This window comes from Inconstantimicrobium porci, from assembly GCF_009696465.1.
GTDB lineage: Bacteria > Bacillota > Clostridia > Clostridiales > Clostridiaceae > Inconstantimicrobium > Inconstantimicrobium porci.
The window spans coordinates 57,074-77,458 of record NZ_VULX01000009.1; the positions used below are offsets into that span (position 1 = coordinate 57,074).

Below are 20,385 nucleotides of genomic sequence, written 5' to 3' on the forward strand. Positions count from 1 at the left end.
AATTATATTAAAATTTGTGCATGAAAAATATTAGTTTTTACTTAAACTATCATATTCTATTTGAACAATAGAGAATGATCATTGGTTTTTGTTAGCTTTAACTCCTCTTTGCTTATTTCTTCATTTGAATATCTAGCTTTTTCATATATATTACTTATATAATCAATATTATTGCTAGTTTTGTCAAGTATTTCTCTTTTAATATCGTTTACTGTGAAATTCTGCTTTATTATTGTTCCTCTCTTTTTATAAGACTTAACTTTCTTTTTGTAAATCTTTCTTATCTTATCTCTTGGAGAAAGAAATATGCGTCTTGATATTACATTTTTACGCTTTTCGTTTTCCTTTTTTTCGTTTTCTCCTATTTCATTAAATACAAAAGTAACCTTATCACTATTTTTTAATTTCTTTATATTAATCATTAACCTATTAAGAAGCATATAAACAATAGCTATTCCTATAGCTGCAACTACTATAGTAACAACTGCTGATATAACATACCCAAGTACTATAACAATCTTGCTAGGCTTGCCCTTTTTAGGATTAATAAGCTTACTAAAATCAATCCCTTCTATCTTTTTTGGGTTATTATTAGCCTCTTTAGGAGGTATGTTTCTATAATCCACTGTTGATGACTGCCGAATATTATTGACTATTTGATTTGACATACGATTTGCAGCTGCAAACACGCCTGTAACTTGTAAAATAATCAGTATTACTGATATAAGTACTGCTATCTCTACTGCAAACATTGAACTATCTCTATTTCTAAATGTTTCATTTTTAGGATCATCCATAATAAGTCTCACATTTCTTGCTTTACATAAATATGCACATGAAATAACTATAATAATTAATCCGCACACAAGTATTGTTCCTTGTATAAACCTGTTTTTCATAATTATCGCTACTATAAGAAAAATAATCAGCAATATCTCATGTTCTACCAATGCGCTCAAGTTATATTTAACATTCTGCTTTTTTTTGCTTCTTCTTATACTAACTACAACGCAAATAACACCTACCTCCCCAAGCAAATTTTTATATGGAAGCATCATACTAAAAATATAATATATCATTCCTAGCACTAACACACCTGCGTCATATAAATATCGCTTATTAATCCTTATCCTCATATAAGACATCATCAACATTACAGGAAAAAGAGTTAATGATATATATTCTAAATTTGTAGATGTAGATACAGCACAATTTAATATAATTATCAATGGATAAATAGTACAAAACATTATAATATCTTCTATAAGCTCATATTTATAAGTCTTTACATAATTATGCTGCATATATTCTTCTGTAACTGGAAGTATATCCATCTCTAAGTACTTATGTTCATCCATTTAATATCTCACATCCCATACATCAGTATTCTTAACGCCACTAACATCGACATCCATATCCTCTCTCTTTACAACAATCCATCTTAAATCAAAACGACTATTTTGAGCCTCTATTAATACTTCTTTAACTGACTGTCTTGTACTATTTGTTATTACTAGCCATAATGGATTTCTATTTTCATTACACATTTCGCTCTTTACATATTTTGAAATATTATTATCATTAAATTCTCCTATTTTCATTTTTGCTAAAAGCTTATTAAATGCAATAAAGCTATCACCAGTAGAATATGAAAAGCACATATTGTTTCCATCATCATCTACTGCATCAGAAACAAGCGAAACCTTTATCCCCATCTCATAGAAGTATCTATAAAGAGTATTTGCAATTCTGATGCTTTCTTCTATAACATCGTCTGGCACCCATGAATTTTCTTTCTGTACACTTAAGAATATGATAACCTCCTGGCTTGAAGTATAATCATATACGTTAACTTTAAGATCACCTGTCCTTGCTGTTGCTCCCCAGTTAATATCCTTCATGCTGTCATAAGTATTGTAGTCCCTTATGCCTTTTCTCTCATAAGGATCACTAACAATCTGTCTTCTGGTTACAACTTCCCCAAGCAGCTTTCTAAACTGCACGTTAAATCTTTCTTCATCAACCATTATAGGAAACACATAAAGATGCTGAGTATTCTCACTCTTTAAAAGAAATTTATCTGTAACAAACACATCTGAAGAAAGTATTTCCATATTGTTTATATGATAATAACCTCTTCTCCTACCAACTATGTCTTTTTCCCTTTCAAGTTTCTCATATCCTAAAAGACTTAGTTCTTCTGATTTAAAGTTAGTCTTTTCATTAGACGACTTATTTACTTCATCTTCAAATTCAATATATGACGAAACTGCATACTGCACTCTCATCCACCACAAAGGCAGAAATTTTCTATTAATAAATGTTTCTTTTATCTTTGTCTTCTCACCTTCAAAAATATATTCATCCTTAAATTTAAAGTCAACACTAAGATTTCTATGCCAGTTATATAGATAAATATAATACTGTATCTTATGAATAATTATCGCAATCAATACGATTATCAATATCTCCATGAATGTCACCTAGTCTCTTTTGTTATTCCAGTTTTCAGTTGGTACATCTGTATCTTCAACACATTCTTCAATTATTGACTGGCTGTTTTCCATGCCCTTCATTCTTAAGTTGTTTTTGATAATAATTCTATGTGCAAATACATATGGTGCAAGTGTCTTTACATCATCAGGTGTAACAAAACTTCTGCCACTTATTGCTGCGTATACCTGGCTCATTCTCAGCATAGCAAGCGCACCTCTTGGGCTTACCCCTAAAGCTATCTTGTCATTATCAAGAGTCTTCTGTACTATCTTTAAGATGTATTCCTGTACCTCATCACTTATGAAAATCTTTTTACATGTTTTTCTACATTCAATAATGTCATTTTTACTACAAACACTTTTAAGCGCTACCAAAGGATTATCATCTATAAAACGTTTAAATATCTGCTTGCCTTCATCTAAAGTTGGATGACCCATACTTATCTTGATGATAAATCTATCAAGCTGTGCTTCAGGAAGTGGAAAAGTTCCCTGTGACTCAACTGGGTTTTCAGATGCAATTACAAAGAAAGGTTTGTCCAATATATAAGTTGTCCCATCAATAGATACCTGCTTTTCTTCCATACACTCTAGAAGACTTGACTGAGTTCTTGGTGTTGCTCTATTAATTTCATCTGCTAAAAGTATATTAGTAAACACAGGTCCTTTTCTTAAAACAAACTCACCTTCTTTAGCATTGTAATAATTTATTCCTGTTATATCTGATGGCATTAAATCTGGAGTAAACTGAACTCTTTTGAAATCACAATCTATTGACTTTGCAAGGCTTCTTGCGAGTACTGTCTTACCTGTACCTGGAACATCTTCAAGAAGTACATGTCCATCTGCAATAAGTGCAGTAAGTATTATCTTTATTACATCATCCTTTCCAATAATAACTTTTTGAATATTATCTTTAATTTTATCAGCTAAAATTTTTGGTTCCATGACTATTACCCCTTTTATATTTATTTTCCACATTTTTAATTTTATCACAACAAAAATAAAAGGTTAAACATTTACATTGTCTTGTTTTAATATATTTTATCTGAAACTAATCTTAATATTAAATTAATTATATATAATATATATTCCTAACTTCCTCAGCAAACTGTAAGTTGAAACAGCTCATAATGCATAGAGCATAACGCATAGTTGAGGATGAAATTAGCTACGCTAATTTTGTAAACATAATGAAGACAAATCCTCCAAGCCTCCTAATGTTATAACTTAAAGTGTTTTAAAGTCTAATTGTAGTTTCTTGTCGAACGAATTGCATTGACTATAATTTGGTAATAAAGTATATTGATAGTGTACTACTTGTAGTAATACACTTAATACGTGTGATACTAAACGGAATCTCAGGAGGTGTTCGTCATTATTAACATAGATGCAAGAAGCAGTACTCCTATTTACGAACAGATAGTTATAGGTATCAAAGAACTTATACTAAAAAACATTTTAAGTCCTGGAGATAAATTACCATCTGTAAGAGAAATGGCCAGTACACTTACAACGAATCCAAACACAGTCAGCAAAGCCTATGCAGAACTTGAACGAATGAGGATAATCGAAACTTTAAGGGGAAAGGGAACCTTCGTTTCAGCTGCATTCACACCAAAAATCGAAGATGAAAAAATACAGAGTCTTCAAGATGATTTGAAAAAAATAATACTTGATGCACATTATATGGGCATAGATTATGATAAACTTGCTGATCTTCTTAAACAAAGCTACATTGAATTATCAGGGAAAAAATTTCTTAGGGGTGAACAAAATTAATGAACAAAAAATATTTTTCAAAAGCTCTCTGCTATGCAGACAGAGCACAATATTTTTCAATATTAATAATTACAAGTCTTTTTCTAGTGTTTAGTAGTCTTGTATGTATGATGGATGGACCAAAATCAATGTATCATTTATTAGATATTTCTTTAATATCTATACCAATAATACTTATTAACTCACTAATTATTTTCTTTAGCTACACTAGTAAAAAGTCAAAACAGTTCTATATGACAACACAGCCATACAGCAGAGATGCAATGATAATAACAAAGTTTATAAGTTTTTCATTATCATTCATCATTCCAGTTGTAATATACGGAGTTATAGTTTCACTGCTATACTTGACAGGAACTGCAGGAATTACAGATATAATCGATTCAGCAGTTAATTCACCAATGTTATTTTTGTGGAAAAACATTTTTATTATATCAATAGGCTTTACAAGCATGGTATCAGGAATACAGTTTTTACAAGTGCTTTTTGGAAAATGTAGATACTATTACAAGAATAATATGCATACTTATACTGATTGCAGGTTCTGGATTATCCGTTCTATCTTATAAAATAATAAATAAAATTCAGGCAAGGAGGGCTTAACAATGATTGAAGTAATGAAATTAAATAAATCTTTAGATGGTAAGCCTATAATAAAAGATATTAATTTTAAAATCAGTACAGGAAATATAGTTGGTCTTGTTGGCCCTAATGGCGCTGGAAAATCAACACTGCTTAGAAATATGGTTGATATATATACTCCTGATTCAGGCAAAGTCATAATTGATGGACAGGACATAAGAGATAATATTTCTCTCAAATCAACTATTGGCTATGTTCCTGACAAGAACGAATATTTTAATAAAGAAAAAGTAAGAAATGTAATCAAATATTATAAGCTTGCTTACGATACCTTTGATGAAAATAGATTTGCTGAACTTAATGGCTCTTTCAATATTCCACTTAACCAAAAGGTTGAAAAACTTTCAAAAGGAAATATTTCAAGACTTATGTTCATGCTTGCTTTAAGCTTCAGACCAAAAGTCTTAATTCTTGATGAACCAACTTCAGGACTTGATCCTATTGCTAAGAGAAAGTTCCTTAAAATACTTGTCTCAGATGTATCTGAAAGAGAAACTACAGTTTTAATATCATCACATAACTTGGCAGACCTTGAGTCTATATGTGATCACATACTATTTATAGATAATGGAGAAATAGTTAAGGATAATTCTCTTGATACGTTAAAAACTACAATGAAAAAAATACAAGTGATCTTTAAAGATAATGCTCCTGCAAACTTTGAAAAATGGCCTTGCTTCTTAAACGTAAGCCATGTTGGAAAAAGCTACTCAATTGTAACTAATAATTTCAATGAAGATTTGGTTGACAAATTAAGGGAAAATGGTGCATTATTTATAGAAGAACTAGATTTAAGTCTTGAAGATATGCTTGTATATACTGTTGATAAAAATCTAATTTAATTTTACGAGGAGGAAAATATGGATTATTTTCAAAAGATATTTTTGTATTTTATAATATATTCTTTTTTTGGATGGATGTTTGAAGTAGCATATGCTTACACTCACCAGGGAAAATTCGTTAACAGAGGTTTTCTTAATGGTCCATTCTGTCCACTATATGGATCTTCAAGCGTAATTATAATTACACTTCTTAATCCCTTTAAGAATAATTTTATTTTATTGTTTATAATGTCAACAATATTGACTTCTGCAATTGAATATGTCACAGGATTTCTTTTAGAAAAAGTCTTTAATCAGAAATGGTGGGACTACACAGAAGATCCATTTAACCTTCACGGAAGAATATGTCTTCTCTTCTCATTAATGTGGGGAGCAGCCTGTGTTTTAATCATAAAGATTGTTCAGCCAATATTCGCTGCACTGCTGTCATTCATATCATACAAGATGATGATTTACGTGTGCATAGGATTCGCTGTATACTTCGCAGTTGATGGCGCAGCAACTCTGTTAAAACTTGCAAACATTGATATATCATCAAAATTTAATTTAAATAAATTTGCCTAAACTTTCAAGACCTACTTCGAATCCTCCGTCGGCACGCTCCAAGTCGGCTCTGCATAGGTCTTAAAAGTTTTAATGCTAAAGGATAAAAGTGCATTAGCAAATGCACTTTTTAAAAATAGAAAGAGCTGATATAGATTTTTCACTATATCAGCTTTTTTCTTTTACAATTAATATTAATAAATTATGAAAGCAGAATGAAGATTGATGAATTCAGGAAACAATCAGTACGCGTTGCTTACTGATTCTAATTTCTAATGGAGGTTTCACCTCCAAACCTCTGATATCTTAAATTTTAAAGAATTATAAGAGGAACTTGTCCTCTTATTCTGAAACTCCCCCAAAGGAGTTTCATCCATCATTCTTCATTCTGCACTCTTCATCCTTAACCACTATATAAACATTAATTTTAACTACTTGTTTCCAACTGGGTATAGTAGTCCTGCTTTTATAAGTGCTGGAGCTAATGTATTATATATTAATGTTACTAATAATACAGATACTACTGCATTTATAAATGTTGTTACACCATTAAATTTAGCAAGAATTGCTGCTGCAGTTGTTGGCTGTCCAAGAACATATATCTTATAAAAATATCCTACTACTGGATCTGCAACAACATTAAATGTAAGTGCAGCTATTGATGCAATTATACTCCATTTTAATACATACTTCTTATCCTTACTATAACTTATCTTGGCTATTCTATGTGCAACAAGACCTGCAATTAAGCCAATACATAGCTTAAGAATAAAAGTCTTTGGTGCACTTACAATATATTGTGGTTCAAGAACATCTGCTATAGTCATACCTATTGCACCTGCAAATCCGCCATACCATCCTCCAAGAAGAAGTGCTGCTAAAACACAGAAAGCATTTCCTATATGAAGCGCTGTTGCACCACCACCTGGTACTGGTATTGGAATTTTTAAAAACTTAAATGATACAAAGCATAATGCTGCTAAAAGTGCAGTCTGCGCAAGCTTTTGTAACATATGATTTTTATTACTCATAAATGAATTTCCCCCTCTTTGTTAAGTTTAGGGATATTATATCACTGAATATTTATCGCAAGCAATTGTACCGGTGCAATATAGAAACAAACTTGAACTATATGTTAGTTTTGTTTCCAAAATTCTTCTATAGCGGCCAGGAGTTCTTCTCTTGTTATCTCATTATTTAAATATCTCCTTAGTGCGCCCCCTATTACTTTTGAATTATCACTCGGAAGATAACCGTTCATAAGTTCCATAGTCTTAGTATTATTTCTATATGATATAAGTTCCTTTGACAAAGGATCGTTAGGAACTGTCTTTATATTTTTAAATGCAGGTATTATTCCTGAATCCTTTACTAAAAAATCATTTCCTTTACTATCATATACAATGTAATTCAAGAATTTTTTTGCTGCTTCCTGCTGTTCTTTTGAACTGTTTTTACCATCAATAACAATATATTTTGTAACACCTAACGCTAATTCATTATTTCCATAATCTGAACTGTTATTGCTTATTGGTACTGGAATAAATCCAAAGTCATTGTTATCTGAACTTGCTGACAATATTTTTTCTGAAGCCCAATTTCCCATATACCAGAAACCAACTTCTCCTTTGGCAATAAGCTCTGCACACTTATCATATGATGGATCAAGTGGTTTTTCTGAATACATATTATATTTTTTCATAAGATCAAATGTATCTATTATTCCATTTATTGAATCATTATTTTTTAAATCGCCGCTCCTTAGTTTGTCAAAATAACCTTTGCTATCATTAGATTTACTTTTATCTACTGAATAAGCTGTTGCTAAAAAGTGATCTCCAAGCGACCATTCTTCGTTTGTTATAACAAGGGCTTTCTTACCTTTCTCTTCAATTTTTTTAAATGCTTCTTCTAAAGCACTTCTAGTATTTATCTTACTTACATCTATCGAACAAGACTCCATTACTTTTTTGTTGTATATTAATCCAACACCTTCTGTTGAAAATGGAAATGCTATTAATTTTCCTTTATCATTTTTTGCAATATCTGATATATCACCTACAATATCATTTACCCACTTTTCAGAAGATAAGTCTATACTTTTGTCTTTATAATTATCCATAAATTGCGGATCAATTATTGTCATAGTTGGAGCATTATCTAATTCATACATAGACTTTAACTTATCATCATAATAACCATTATTAATATACTTTACTACTTTTATATTTATATTTTTATTTTCTTTGTTAAAGTTTTCTATTGCTTTTTTTAATGATGCATCAATTTCAAACTTTGAATTTAAAATTGATATATTAACGATATTCTCATTATCTTTGTTTTTTCCACATCCCAAAAATAGCGTCATACTAAGAATACTAGTAATGATAAGACATAATAATCTTTTCATAAAATTTTCTCCTTCTTACTCAGTTTTAAATTTTTCTATATTTACTTTTAATTCATCTACTATACGTGAAATATTATCAGCAGATTCACTAACATTCTGCACTACAATTATCTGATTTTCAGATGATGCAGTAACTTCTTCAGCCACAGCTGCATTTTCTTCTGAACTGCTTGCTAAAGTTTCTATGAGTTTTAGTAGTTCTTCGCTGAAATTCTTAATAAAATCAATAAGTTTATTAAATGATTTAATGTTATCTGCAATCTTATTATCTACATTAGCAATTGAATTAAATATTTCTAAAGTATCATTTACTGTAGATGCTTGAAGCTTCATACCATCATTAACAGTATTCATTAAATTTGTTGTTTTTTCCGCTTTAACTTTAATATTATTTAGAATCTCTGATATTTGCTTTGTGGCCTCCTGTGACTGATTTGCAAGTTTTCCTACTTCTTCTGCAACAACTGCAAATCCCTTTCCACTTTCTCCTGCCCTTGCAGCTTCAATAGCAGCATTTAATGCTAACATACTTGTTTGATCTGCTATATCACTTATTGTAGCTGTAATTCTATCTATATTACTTACAGATTCAGATAAATCTTTAACCTCATCTACTGTCTCCTCAACTATTTTATACTGAGCCTCAGTATTATTCTTCAATTCTCTTGTTCCATTATTTCCATTAATAAGTGCTTCTTGAGAAATGCTTAAAGCATCGTTAATTTCACTCAATTCATTTGTCAATTCTTCCATTTTATCATCTAAATTTCTAACACTCTTTAATATATTATCTGATTTATCAGCTTGATGAACAGATCCTTCAGAAATCTCTTCCATAGCTTTTGCAATATCTTTACTAGTTTCTTCCGCTGATGATGATATTTCATTTAAAGCTATTGATGCATTCTTTAAATCATCACTTTTACTCTGTATGCTTAATACAAGATTCTTCAACGACATTACCATCTCATTAAAATCTTTTCCTATATTCACAATTTCAACGGAGCCTTTAACATTACATTCAGCAAATAAATTCCCTTCTGCAACATCTTTACTTAAAGATGCCAAACTAGAAATTGGCTTTACAAAACGTTTTGAAACAAACAACGCAAACCATACTATTGCAACTATCATAATAATAGACAAGATCACTGTTATTATAATAATCCCTAAAAACGCATTATAAATTTCTATTTGCGGAATGGTAGTTATGCTTCCCCATTTTAATGATGGTACAAAATTATATACTGCTACTTGAGCTGTACCATTATATTTAAACCTTACACTATTACAATTTCCCTGTATTGCTTTCTTTGCTGCTTCTGATAATTCGTCAGATCTACTAAAAAGGTTTTCTTTCATTATCTTACTTGAATCGTCATTATATGTTACATTGCCGTTAGCATCAAAAGTATATATCTTTCCTCTATCTGAATATAATATCTTACCAATATCCTGTTGTATGCCTTGCACTTTAACTTCATTTACAATATAACCAATAACATTATTATCTTTTTTTACTGGAGATGAAAACACAATTAAAGGAGTATTTGTTTCTTTATCTAAAAATACGTTGCTTACATAAGAACAACCTCTTACAACATTATTAAAATAGTTCTTATCTTTAATACTTCCATTAATAGATCCCATAGAATCTGTTATTATATTCCCATTTAAGTCTATATACATTATATTTACAATATCTAAGTCTTGAGATTGTCTATTTTTCAATTCAATTTTTATATTATCTATATCATTACTATGTAATACTCTAGAACTAGCAATGTCTTCAACTAAAAGTACTTGATCATCCCCCCACTTATCAATATTGTTAGTAGCCATACTTGATATCTGCTTAAGCGAACTAATCTGACTATCATACATAGATTTATTGACCACTATTGCTGTACTAACTGTCAAAATTATCAAAGGTATTATACCGATAATTAAAAAACTTAGTATCATTTGAAATTTTAAGCTTGTTTCTTTTCTTAAGTTACGTTTCATAATTATACTCCTTCAACATTATTTTAAAAATTCATACATATAATCATAATATCGTAATTTGCAAGCTATATTTAACCATAATTCGACACTTTTTATCATTTTGTTATATATTTTCTCTTTTTGCAAAAATATTTTCATTGCTTATTTGTACGGTATTTCGCTTGTTGGTAAAAAAACATCTCATTTATTGGCAATTTAGTCTGTTGTACAACCTTCTTTTTTTAATGCTATTTTTATAAAATAAAAAATGTGATAGTTATATCTTTCCTATCACATTTTCATTATAAGTTTCTTTATTATAAATACTTATATCATTGTAAGCAACATTTATTCTACCTTAAAATATATTCATAAATTTTATATTCAAGATAATCAAGTTCTCGTTTATTCAAATTATAAATAATATAATTACCATTTCTCTGCTTACTTACAATTTTAGACTCAAATAATAATTTTAATGCTTTTGATACAGCTGCTTCTGACATGCTTATATAATCAGCTTTCTTTTTAAGTGTTCTTATAATTACAGGTTCAATATATTTTTCTTCTTTCATATAAACCTCTATATAAAACTGCTTTAAAAAAGAAAGAAACCTTTTGTATTGACCTGAATTTATGCTTATATTATACTTCCTGAATATCTTTCTTATATTATATAAATTCACATTTTCAAGATACTCAATACTGCTTAATATATTTAAATCATCACATTCTTTAAAATACATATTAAAATCCATTGGAATCATATAATCATCGGTAATTTCTCCAAATTCCAATATGCTATTTTTAAGCTTATTATCTATTTTTTCATATACACTATCTGCCCATTCTTTTCGATGAAGATGATGCTTACTATTACACAGTACGTGTAATGCACATAGCATCTCATTTAATGGAGAATATATAAACTTCACTAGTATTTTACCATCATATATTGTATCAATATTCATAACGTCCCCTTAAGCTTAAAAATAAGTAAACTCTCCTGTCTTTCTACTATGTTTTTCAACTATATAAATAATTATATTAGATAATATATATAACACCACAATTATTGTTATCCCAATTAATATAAAATTCTTAATTTCATTTATAGGTGCTTTATTTAGTATACACCTTCTCACTGCTTCTATTGAATAAGTTAAGGGAAATATAAAGCTTATTATTTTTGCCCAGGTCGGAAATAAAACTGTTGGCACTTTAACTCCTGCAAATATCTCCGTAGGTTCTTCAAAGATAGTAAAAAGAAAACCTGAATCTCTAGAAAAAAGAAACATAGCATTAAGCATCATTCCCCATAATACAGCCATAATAATAGTTATTATAAATACTATACTAAGCGAAACATAATTGATATTTAAAGCATCTCGCTTTAATATCATAACACCTATTGAAAACATAACCATTACTATTACACTTTCAAATAATGATGAAAGTGCATTTCCAAATATAACACCTTGCCTTGAAGCTGGCGACATATATATAAGTTCTAATGTTCCACTTATTCTTTCAAACGAAAAATTCCATGCAGACTGAACGAGACTTCTGAATAGACTCATAGTCATATAGCCTAACAGTATAAATATTATCATGTTTTCTTCATTCAGATATGGTATGTTACTTCTTGATATTTTAAAAGGCTTAAAACTAAAATAAGTAGTAATAAAATTCAATATAGGCCATATAAATAATGAAATATATATAGTTTTACTATAAAAATAATTTAAATGCTGCTTCTTCATTTCAGCAGTTTCATCAATATTCTTAAGCATCTTCATAAGTCCATCATAAAAAGTTTTATTCTTAATAAATCATCCTTTCTCCGCCTGCTATCATATTCACTTTACTTTTAATCATTCTTGGATTCTTTACAGCATCCATTCCATCTAAAAAATACTGTCCAGATGTTGGTGATAACAGTGTTGTAAGCATTTTTATTGTTGTAGTCTTTCCAGCACCATTTATCCCTAAAAGTCCGACAATCTGACCTTTTTCAAGCTTTATTGAAACATCTTTAACTGCTTCGAAAGTCTGTTTTTCACTCTTAAAAAAATTCTTTCTTATCTTTGTTTCATATTGTTTCCTTAAATTCACTGCTTCTAACATCTTTATCACCTATCCTTTAATTTTCTCAAGCGCAATTACTTCTGTTTTTTTCATACTTAAAAAGCCTGTCATATCCCCTTTTATCTTCATCTATATAAGTCATGGCTGCTTCAAAAAGCACTTTCCATAACTTCTTTGCATTATTTATTTTTTCATTGATATTATTTGAATCCCTTAAGTCTACAATATACTTAGCTATTCTATTCTTATAGTTTTCCCTATTTTCCAGATAATTAATCTTACCTTCCATTAATTCTGAAAGGTAATAGTTTAGTACATATTCCTCATTTAGCGTTACTTTTACTTTAATGTTTCCATTTTAATAGCCCCCTTGTGATTTATTAATCTTTTATTATTTAATTATTTATTGATTCCAGTCCATAAATAGCGGCCCCTATAGCTCCTACTATTTCTGGTTCTTCTGGTATAAACAGTTCTTCACCTATTTTTTCTTCAAGTGCCTTAACAACACCGATATTCTGTGCAACTCCACCTGACATCATGAACTTGCTTTCTCTGCCTACTCTGCCTAAAAGCGCATTTGTTTTTCCTGCAATTGAATTATTAAGTGCATGTATTATATCTGGCTTTTCTTTATTTTCAGCAATAAGTGATATTACTTCTGATTCAGCAAAAACTGAACACATACTGCTTATCTTTATGTCTTCCTTCCAATTTAATGATATTGGTCCCATATCCTTAATATCTATTTCAAGAGTTCTTGCCATCATTTCAAGAAATCTTCCTGTACCAGCAGCACATTTATCATTCATTACAAAGTCAATAACCTCGCCTTTATCATTAAGTCTTATAGCCTTGCTGTCCTGTCCGCCGATATCAATGATTGTTCTTACATCAGGGTTAAGATAATGAGCACCTTTACCATGACAGCTGATTTCTGTAACATTCTTATCAGCAAAATCTATACTTACTCTTCCGTAGCCTGTTGAGACAATTAATGAAAGTTCTTCTTTATCTATGCCAGCTTTTCTTAAGACATTTTCTAATGCTCTTCTTGCACTTTCACTGCTCTTAGCTCCTGTTCTTACAACATCTGAAGCAACAATTTTTCTCTTTCCATCTAAGATAACAGCATTTGTTGATGTAGAGCCACTATCGATTCCTAAAACATAAATCTTTTTATCACTACTCATATTGCTTTTCACTTCCCCTAAACTCTTTTCCTTTTCAACATCGGATTTTATAGCATTATATCTATTTCTGCTTTCAATAATATTCTTCTCCCTGTCAGCATCACAGCCAACACACATAGATGATCTTCCACAGTCAGGATACTTCTTTTCACAATCACTCTTCTCATCACTCTTAATTACATTAAGTGATTCAATAAAAGCCTCTACCCTTGTCTTTATCTGGCCTTCGCACTGCTTTGTATAATCAGTTTCTACCTTTAATATTGGAATATTAAGCTTATTCTTAATCTCTACATAATCATAAGAGTAGATATCACAGAACTTAACTGTATGATAAATTATACCGTCAACAACATCTTTGCTTCTTGTCATGAATTCCTTTCTTTTATTAAGATCAACCATTCTAACGCATGGTATCTTTGCAAAAAGTTCTTTAACATACTCGTTAAGAAGATTATCATAATTCTTTATATCAAAAATACGTTCATCACCTGTACATGAGATGTTAAATCCAATTTCAGCACCGCTTTTCTTGATGACATCCATTATGCCGTCATTACATCTTGCACCGACAATTCCTATATTTATCCTGCCACGTTTGTATTCTTTCTTCTTGTTTTTAGACTGTAAAATCTGCTTCAGCTTATCTTTATCAAACACTCTGCCTGAAAATTCTTCATAATGCTTAATCATACTCATTATTGAATTCTCATAAAGTTTTACAGCATCTTCTGTATTCTTTCTTGGTAGATCAAGTATATAAACAAACTTATCTGGAAACTCTTTTCTCAGAGTATCATATAGTCTCTTTGTACTATCACAGCAGTTTGTAAGAACAACACCTTCATAATTACTGCTCATGACATCTTCAAGAACACCTTTAATATATGAGCATAAATTCGCATGCATCATAGTTTCCGCCTTATCATAATTTGTTACATTAGGATCAATTCTCTTGGTTTCAACGCCCATTGCTTCAAAAAGTTCTGTGGGTACATATTTACATGTATATCCTATCATTAATTTCTGTCCCCCTTTTGGCTTTCAATCATTTCAAGGAATGCTTCAAGCCTAGTTTTTATCTGCCCATCATGGCAGTTTCTTCTATCCATACAATCTCCATCAAGTATCAACATTGGAAGGTTCTTCTTCCTCATAGCTTCCTTAATTTGCATAACGCATCCTGCAGACTGCTTACATCCCCAGTGGCAGAAGTTGATTACTCCATCTGGCTTCAGTAAATCTACTACCTTCTCTATTTCCTTTACTTTCTTTTCATAAGGTCCGTTATAAAGATTACATATAAGTTTTCTTGCCAATGCTTCTAATGGATGTTCTTCATCAAGTTCATCCATGTAATCAAAATTTATCTCATAAGTCTGAATCTGATAATTTTCATTAAAGTTAAAATACTGTTTTAATGTTTCTTGATAATATGGAAGTAGATGAATCCATAATATATTGATACCTTTATTTTCAGGATAACTCTTTATATCCTCAGCCAGGTTTTTATAGAAACGATAAGTTTCTTCACTGCCTATACTAAGATGTGAAGCAAACAACATATACATCTGAAGTGTTAGCGAACTTGGATAGTACTTAGTTGCCAGTTCCTTTGCATATTCCATAAAGTATTTTTTAGATGCGTTTTCTCTTTTAATTATTTCCTTTAATTTATTGATATCAAATTTCTTACCTATCTTTTCCTCAAGCATGCTTATAAGTTCTTTTAACTGAGTTACTACATACTGTTCATTTGATTTTGTATATTCATATGGAACATCAATTATATATGAATCTATATTCTTTTTTTCTGATACATACCTCATGGTATTAACATTAGCATCACAACATGTAGATGTTGTAATTGCAAACTTGGCAGCAGGCATAACTCCTGACTCTATAGCACCTATAAAACCTTTATGATATGAACATAATGTCTCGGCAATTCCTAAATCTTCAGCGCAGTCATTAAAGAAATCCTCACACTGAAATCCTGATATAAAGGAAGAAAAACATTCAATTGATAGTGCTTGTAAATCAAAACACTGAAGTATCTCAACTGGTGTGAAAATATTTACCCATGCGGTTTTTTCTGGATTCTTTAATGCTTTTCTTATAGAATCAACTGCAAATAGATTTAGTTCTTTATAAGCCTTAGGCATATTCTTTTCAGTAAACTTTACTATCTGTTTTTCAAAAAATAATCCCCATTTTATCATCTTATATGCCATATCAGGATTATTCATAGCCTGCTTTTTAGTTATATCTTCATACTTTTTCTCTATATCCACAACAGAACCTCCTATTATAATTCTTTCATTAAAGCTAAACCTACAGTACAATACTGCTATAAACAATAGTTAAGAGATCAGAGAAAAGGATGAAACTCCTTTTCTGAAGTTTCAAAATAAGGGTACTAATTCTCCTTATAACTCTTTAAATTAAAATTGCTGAAAGCAACTTCATAAGAGGCTTGGAGGATTTATCCTCCATTAAAACTTAGAAATTTATAGGCGTAGCCAATAAATTTCATCCTGCTCTCTTATCTCTACTCTCTTATCTCTTAGCTTTTCAATACTATACTTGCCCTACAGGATTCTTTTTGTCTTCAACATTAACTTAATTCACAAAAAACAATCTTGTAACTGTCATAAATATTATTATACCACTGTATTATGAATAATTTTAAAAAAATGTAATTATAAACTATTTATTTTACAGAATTCTCCCTAATTTGTTTTATTCCCTACTTTAATGTAGAATATTAAAGATATATACTACTTTTACTAAAGATGAAAGGAGAAAAAACATATGAATATCAAACTTGATATATTTGAAACTATGGCTATTGCAACTTTTGTATTTTACCTTGGGCAGTTTTTAAGAAAGAAAATTAAATTCTTATCAAAATATTGTATTCCAGCTCCAGTAATTGGCGGGCTTTTATTTGCCATCCTAGTACTGAGCTTAAGACTTACAGGAACTATGACAATAACTCTCGATACAACTCTTCAGCCATTATTTATGACAGCATTCTTTACTACAGTAGGCTATACCGCTAGTTTAAAGATTCTTAAGCAGGGTGGAATAAAAGTATTTATATTCCTTATTTTAGCCACTATTTTAGTTGCTCTACAGGATACATTAGGTGTTGCTTTAGCAAAATTATTTGGTCTTGATCCACTTTTAGGTCTATGTACAGGTTCTATTCCTATGGTAGGTGGACACGGAACATCAGGGTCATTTGGACCATTACTTGAAAACATGGGTATAGCAGGTGCAACCAGTATATCATTTGCTTCTGCAACATTTGGTCTTGTTATGGGAAGTTTTATCGGCGGATTGGTCGCAAAACGTCTTATTGACAAACATAACTTAAAGACTCCAAAAGAAAATTATGAAAAAGAAATTCCATTAAGTGATTTTCATGAAGATGATGCGGCTATATTATGTCATAAAAGACTTATGAATGGTGCAGCCTGGATATTTTTTGCTATGGGGCTTGGTTCAGTAATTTCTAAGTTAATTCAGGATACTGGACTTACCTTCCCATCATATATCGGTGCAATGCTTGCTGCAGCAGTAATCAGAAATATATGTGATTTCAGACATATACAAATGGAAGAAAAAGAAATAGAAGCTCTAGGCGGAATCAGTCTTTCATTCTTCTTATCAATGGCTCTAATGAACTTAAAGTTATGGGAATTATTCGCACTTGCAATTCCTATGGTAGTAATGCTTATTGCGCAAGCTATATTAATGGGTGCATTTGCTTACTTTATAACATACAACGTTATGGGAAGAAATTACGATGCAGCTGTATTTGCTTCTGCTAACTGTGGTTTTGGGATGGGTGCGACTCCTAATGCCGTAGCGAATATGGATGCTCTTACAGCTAAATTTGGCTTTGCTCCTACACCATACTTCGTAGTTCCAATAGTCGGATGCCTATTTATCGATTTTGTTAATTCTGCAGTAATAACCTTTTTCATTAATATAATCCATTAATGTATTGTTTTTTATAGAATTTTTATTTGTCTCCTACAAAGAATAATAACATAATGTAAAGGAGGCATGTAAAATGAGTAAAAAACATAATTGTGGATGTCATTCAGAAAATCAAAGTTTTGAAAGTCATGTAGATTCAGGCTGCTCTAGTGGCTGCGAATGTGGATCAAGTGACATTGAGAAGAAAAATGCTAAATATGAATCAAAAGTAGATAAAAACCCAAACAAGAAAACTTCTGGAAATAATCAATGGTAGAATAACCATAAAACTTGAATTGTCATTGTTTTTACATTATATTTATAGTAATACTATAAATTTATAGAGGTAATTACAATGACAATTTTTTTAATGATTCTTTTATCTTATCTTATAGGTTCTATACCTACAGGATACCTTATTGTTAAATGGAAATTCGGAAAGGATGTAAGAAACTTTGGAAGCGGCAACATCGGTTCAACCAATGTAGGAAGAGTTGCTGGCAAGAAGTATCAAATAATAACTACTATTTTAGACATTTTAAAAGGCTTTGTACCTGTAGTAATAGCAGATATTGCCTGCAGGAATAACTTAATAAGCATTAATAAAGAACTATTTCTTATTTTAATAGCTTTTACTACAATTATAGGTCATAACTTTACAATATTTCTAAAGTTCAAAGGCGGTAAAGGAGTATCAACAACAATAGGATCATTTGTATATCTTGTTCCTATTCCAATGCTGATAGTTGCGATTTTATTCTTTTCAATGAAGCTTAAAACAAAAGTTGTATCTATAAGAGTTCTAGTATGTGCTCTAGTTCTTTTCTTAAGTACATGGATTTTAGGTTATGATAAAGCCTATGTTATAGCAACATTCTGTGCCTTTGCACTTATCTGTGTAAGACATAAATCTAATATTGTAAGAATAATCAAAGGTGAAGAAAAGTAATTTAGAATTTAAAGTTATGGAGAGAAACTAGCTAGATTTTCTAGCTAGTTTCTTGTTTCCTCAATGTAAAACCTACAAAAGAAGCAAATAAAGCTGTAAACTCTGACAGTAGAATTTAACTTATAACATCTACTTCTGTTTCATCTGGCTCTTCAAATATGCTGCTTACCTTTTTCTTAAGGTTCTCATCAACATAATAATCATTTGAACGTCCTTTTTCTACCGCATCATTTCTATTTTCTATATGTTTATTCCACGTTTCATCATCAACTTTTATGTAATGAAGTTCAGTTTCTATCCCCTGATTATTAAAGAATTCTTTTGCTGTTTTTCTTTCAACTTTTGTCCATAAGCCTGAATCTATTATTACGTTTGTCCCTGCCTTAGCAACTTCTAATGATTTATTATAAATATATTTCTTTACCTTGCAGACAACTTCTTCATGTTTATCACCAAGCTGTTTATCAAACATATCTGTCATGATTTCATCACATGACATTATTACAGCATTGCGATTAACTTTGAGTTTTGCAGAATAAGTACTCTTACCGCTGCATATCTTTCCACAAATAAGAATAACTTTTGCCTTGTCATTCTTCTGAAATGCTGGTATATCATCACCATCATACTGCGTATATTTAATTCCTGCCATATCAAACATTCTCTTTGATCCCTTTACAGAATCAGTTTCTGCATACTTGTCGCTTAAATAAATTACTTCCTTTATACCGCTCTGAATAATTGCTTTTGCACATTCATTGCAAGGAAAAAGTGTTACATATATCTTAGTTCCTTTTAGTGAGCCACTGTCATTATTTAGTATTGCATTAAGCTCTGCATGGCATACATACATATATTTTGTATCAAGGGGCTCTCCTTCTCTGTTCCATGGCATTTCTTCATCGTCGCACCCACAAGGCATACCATTGTAACCAACTGAAAGAATCTTGTTTTCATTATTAACAATACAAGCGCCAACCTGAGTACTGCTGTCCTTACTTCTCTGGGCAGACAGAAGCGCCACTCCCATAAAATATTCATCCCAGTTTAAGTAATTACTTCTCTTCACAAAAACACCTCTCATTAAAAATTTTATCATTAGTTTAACCAAACTTTAAAGTTACTCTTTATATTAAAACGTATATAAATGATTTAGAATTTAAAATTTAGAATGTAGAATTCAGGTTAAAATTCATTAGCTTCGCCATGAATTTAATTTAATGGAGGATTCTCCTCCAAACCACCTGCGAAATTACTGAACGTAATTCCAACTAGAGGCTTGTCCGCCCTATATTTATTTCAAAAACTCACTCAAGGGAGTTTTTCCCTTAATTTTAGATTTTAAAATCTAAATTTTAAATTATTTCCTCAATATCTAGTTTATCTTCTTAAACATGTCTCTATTTTATATAGTTATTCTGTTTCTTGTCAAAACTGATTTATGTAAATTTAATATTTTTATGTA

At 30.4% G+C, this 20,385-nt stretch carries 20 protein-coding genes and 1 pseudogene; 7 read left to right on the plus strand and 14 right to left on the minus strand.

What is annotated here, in order from left to right:
• Positions 1-56 precede the first annotated feature (56 nt).
• Genes FYJ33_RS07910 through FYJ33_RS07920 form a run of 3 tightly spaced genes read right to left on the minus strand, consistent with a single transcriptional unit; the run spans position 57 to position 3,443 of the window.
• Positions 57-1,358, minus strand: a complete 1,302-nt coding sequence (locus tag FYJ33_RS07910) for a hypothetical protein (RefSeq protein ID WP_154531215.1) — start codon at positions 1,356-1,358, stop codon at positions 57-59.
• The gene (locus tag FYJ33_RS07915; protein ID WP_154531216.1) at positions 1,359-2,474 is read right to left on the minus strand and encodes a DUF58 domain-containing protein; all 1,116 of its coding nucleotides are present in this window, start codon (positions 2,472-2,474) and stop codon (positions 1,359-1,361) included. It lies immediately after the preceding gene.
• 9 nt (positions 2,475-2,483) lie between these two features.
• A complete protein-coding gene (locus tag FYJ33_RS07920) occupies positions 2,484-3,443 on the minus strand; it encodes an AAA family ATPase (protein ID WP_154531217.1) in 960 nt (319 codons plus the stop codon).
• A gap of 429 nt (positions 3,444-3,872) precedes the next feature.
• Between FYJ33_RS07920 and FYJ33_RS07925 the strand changes: the two genes are divergently transcribed.
• Genes FYJ33_RS07925 through FYJ33_RS07940 form a run of 4 tightly spaced genes read left to right on the plus strand, consistent with a single transcriptional unit; the run spans position 3,873 to position 6,325 of the window.
• Positions 3,873-4,277 (plus strand): GntR family transcriptional regulator, encoded by a 405-nt coding sequence (locus FYJ33_RS07925; protein WP_277643677.1) that lies wholly within the window; start codon positions 3,873-3,875, stop codon positions 4,275-4,277.
• On the plus strand, positions 4,277-4,846 hold the full coding sequence (locus tag FYJ33_RS07930; protein WP_154531218.1) for a hypothetical protein: 570 nt from the start codon (positions 4,277-4,279) through the stop codon (positions 4,844-4,846). The genes FYJ33_RS07925 and FYJ33_RS07930 overlap by 1 nt, the downstream gene beginning before the upstream one ends.
• A 36-nt stretch (positions 4,847-4,882) precedes the next feature.
• A complete protein-coding gene (locus FYJ33_RS07935; RefSeq protein WP_154531219.1) occupies positions 4,883-5,761 on the plus strand; it encodes an ABC transporter ATP-binding protein in 879 nt (292 codons plus the stop codon).
• An 18-nt stretch (positions 5,762-5,779) separates the two neighbouring features.
• Positions 5,780-6,325 carry a putative ABC transporter permease gene (locus tag FYJ33_RS07940; protein ID WP_154531220.1) on the plus strand — a complete coding sequence of 182 codons (546 nt, stop codon included), beginning with the start codon at positions 5,780-5,782 and terminating at the stop codon, positions 6,323-6,325.
• Between the two features lie 410 nt (positions 6,326-6,735).
• On the opposite strand, the gene FYJ33_RS07945 is transcribed toward FYJ33_RS07940, so the two are convergent.
• The 9 genes from FYJ33_RS07945 to FYJ33_RS07985 form a co-directional block, all read right to left on the minus strand.
• The gene (locus FYJ33_RS07945; protein WP_154531221.1) at positions 6,736-7,335 is read right to left on the minus strand and encodes an ECF transporter S component; all 600 of its coding nucleotides are present in this window, start codon (positions 7,333-7,335) and stop codon (positions 6,736-6,738) included.
• Positions 7,336-7,439: 104 nt separating this feature from the next.
• A complete protein-coding gene (locus tag FYJ33_RS07950) occupies positions 7,440-8,714 on the minus strand; it encodes an ABC transporter substrate-binding protein (protein ID WP_154531222.1) in 1,275 nt (424 codons plus the stop codon).
• Positions 8,715-8,729: 15 nt separating this feature from the next.
• Positions 8,730-10,721 carry a methyl-accepting chemotaxis protein gene (locus FYJ33_RS07955; RefSeq protein WP_154531223.1) on the minus strand — a complete coding sequence of 664 codons (1,992 nt, stop codon included), beginning with the start codon at positions 10,719-10,721 and terminating at the stop codon, positions 8,730-8,732.
• A gap of 332 nt (positions 10,722-11,053) precedes the next feature.
• Positions 11,054-11,671, minus strand: coding sequence for a DUF5937 family protein (locus tag FYJ33_RS07960; RefSeq protein WP_154531224.1), 618 nt, complete (start codon positions 11,669-11,671; stop codon positions 11,054-11,056).
• A 15-nt stretch (positions 11,672-11,686) separates the two neighbouring features.
• A complete protein-coding gene (locus FYJ33_RS07965) occupies positions 11,687-12,499 on the minus strand; it encodes an ABC transporter permease (RefSeq protein ID WP_235900801.1) in 813 nt (270 codons plus the stop codon).
• A gap of 25 nt (positions 12,500-12,524) precedes the next feature.
• Positions 12,525-12,827: an ATP-binding cassette domain-containing protein gene (locus tag FYJ33_RS07970; RefSeq protein WP_154531248.1), complete on the minus strand. Its 303-nt coding sequence runs from the start codon at positions 12,825-12,827 to the stop codon at positions 12,525-12,527.
• Positions 12,828-12,852: 25 nt separating this feature from the next.
• The gene (locus tag FYJ33_RS07975; protein WP_154531225.1) at positions 12,853-13,077 is read right to left on the minus strand and encodes a hypothetical protein; all 225 of its coding nucleotides are present in this window, start codon (positions 13,075-13,077) and stop codon (positions 12,853-12,855) included.
• 106 nt (positions 13,078-13,183) lie between these two features.
• Entirely contained in the window at positions 13,184-15,001 is a 1,818-nt protein-coding gene (locus FYJ33_RS07980) for an acyl-CoA dehydratase activase (protein ID WP_154531226.1), read from the minus strand.
• Positions 15,001-16,275, minus strand: coding sequence for a 2-hydroxyacyl-CoA dehydratase subunit D (locus tag FYJ33_RS07985; protein ID WP_277644101.1), 1,275 nt, complete (start codon positions 16,273-16,275; stop codon positions 15,001-15,003). Before FYJ33_RS07985 ends, FYJ33_RS07980 begins: the two co-directional genes overlap by 1 nt.
• Before the next feature lie 520 nt (positions 16,276-16,795).
• Here FYJ33_RS07985 and gltS point away from each other — a divergent pair.
• From gltS to plsY, 3 genes are all read left to right on the plus strand, one after another.
• Positions 16,796-17,992 (plus strand): sodium/glutamate symporter, encoded by a 1,197-nt coding sequence (gene gltS / locus FYJ33_RS07990; RefSeq protein ID WP_154531227.1) that lies wholly within the window; start codon positions 16,796-16,798, stop codon positions 17,990-17,992.
• Between the two features lie 73 nt (positions 17,993-18,065).
• Positions 18,066-18,248, plus strand: coding sequence for a hypothetical protein (locus tag FYJ33_RS07995; protein WP_154531228.1), 183 nt, complete (start codon positions 18,066-18,068; stop codon positions 18,246-18,248).
• A gap of 78 nt (positions 18,249-18,326) precedes the next feature.
• A complete protein-coding gene (gene plsY, locus FYJ33_RS08000) occupies positions 18,327-18,920 on the plus strand; it encodes a glycerol-3-phosphate 1-O-acyltransferase PlsY (protein WP_154531229.1) in 594 nt (197 codons plus the stop codon).
• Positions 18,921-19,035: 115 nt separating this feature from the next.
• On the opposite strand, the gene FYJ33_RS16310 is transcribed toward plsY, so the two are convergent.
• Positions 19,036-19,563, minus strand: coding sequence for an AAA family ATPase (locus FYJ33_RS16310; protein WP_407928897.1), 528 nt, complete (start codon positions 19,561-19,563; stop codon positions 19,036-19,038).
• Positions 19,543-19,989, minus strand: a pseudogene (locus FYJ33_RS16315) (deoxycytidylate deaminase); the annotation flags it as partial. The gene FYJ33_RS16310 and the pseudogene FYJ33_RS16315, both read right to left, overlap by 21 nt.
• Positions 19,990-20,385 lie beyond the last annotated feature (396 nt).

What these genes read in the sequence shown, in the direction of transcription:
- FYJ33_RS07935 (WP_154531219.1), top strand. Translation starts at nt 4,883, where the DNA reads ATGATTGAAGTAATGAAATTAAATAAATCTTTAGATGGTAAGCCTATA.
- FYJ33_RS07980 (WP_154531226.1), bottom strand. Translation starts at nt 15,001, where the DNA reads ATGATAGGATATACATGTAAATATGTACCCACAGAACTTTTTGAAGCA.
- FYJ33_RS07950 (WP_154531222.1), bottom strand. Translation starts at nt 8,714, where the DNA reads ATGAAAAGATTATTATGTCTTATCATTACTAGTATTCTTAGTATGACG.
- plsY (WP_154531229.1), top strand. Translation starts at nt 18,327, where the DNA reads ATGACAATTTTTTTAATGATTCTTTTATCTTATCTTATAGGTTCTATA.
- FYJ33_RS07920 (WP_154531217.1), bottom strand. Translation starts at nt 3,443, where the DNA reads ATGGAACCAAAAATTTTAGCTGATAAAATTAAAGATAATATTCAAAAA.
- FYJ33_RS07960 (WP_154531224.1), bottom strand. Translation starts at nt 11,671, where the DNA reads ATGAATATTGATACAATATATGATGGTAAAATACTAGTGAAGTTTATA.
- FYJ33_RS07940 (WP_154531220.1), top strand. Translation starts at nt 5,780, where the DNA reads ATGGATTATTTTCAAAAGATATTTTTGTATTTTATAATATATTCTTTT.
- FYJ33_RS07970 (WP_154531248.1), bottom strand. Translation starts at nt 12,827, where the DNA reads ATGTTAGAAGCAGTGAATTTAAGGAAACAATATGAAACAAAGATAAGA.
- FYJ33_RS07945 (WP_154531221.1), bottom strand. Translation starts at nt 7,335, where the DNA reads ATGAGTAATAAAAATCATATGTTACAAAAGCTTGCGCAGACTGCACTT.
- FYJ33_RS07995 (WP_154531228.1), top strand. Translation starts at nt 18,066, where the DNA reads ATGAGTAAAAAACATAATTGTGGATGTCATTCAGAAAATCAAAGTTTT.
- FYJ33_RS07910 (WP_154531215.1), bottom strand. Translation starts at nt 1,358, where the DNA reads ATGGATGAACATAAGTACTTAGAGATGGATATACTTCCAGTTACAGAA.
- FYJ33_RS07955 (WP_154531223.1), bottom strand. Translation starts at nt 10,721, where the DNA reads ATGAAACGTAACTTAAGAAAAGAAACAAGCTTAAAATTTCAAATGATA.
- gltS (WP_154531227.1), top strand. Translation starts at nt 16,796, where the DNA reads ATGAATATCAAACTTGATATATTTGAAACTATGGCTATTGCAACTTTT.
- FYJ33_RS07975 (WP_154531225.1), bottom strand. Translation starts at nt 13,077, where the DNA reads ATGGAAGGTAAGATTAATTATCTGGAAAATAGGGAAAACTATAAGAAT.
- FYJ33_RS07915 (WP_154531216.1), bottom strand. Translation starts at nt 2,474, where the DNA reads ATGGAGATATTGATAATCGTATTGATTGCGATAATTATTCATAAGATA.
- FYJ33_RS07930 (WP_154531218.1), top strand. Translation starts at nt 4,277, where the DNA reads ATGAACAAAAAATATTTTTCAAAAGCTCTCTGCTATGCAGACAGAGCA.
- FYJ33_RS07965 (WP_235900801.1), bottom strand. Translation starts at nt 12,499, where the DNA reads ATGAAGATGCTTAAGAATATTGATGAAACTGCTGAAATGAAGAAGCAG.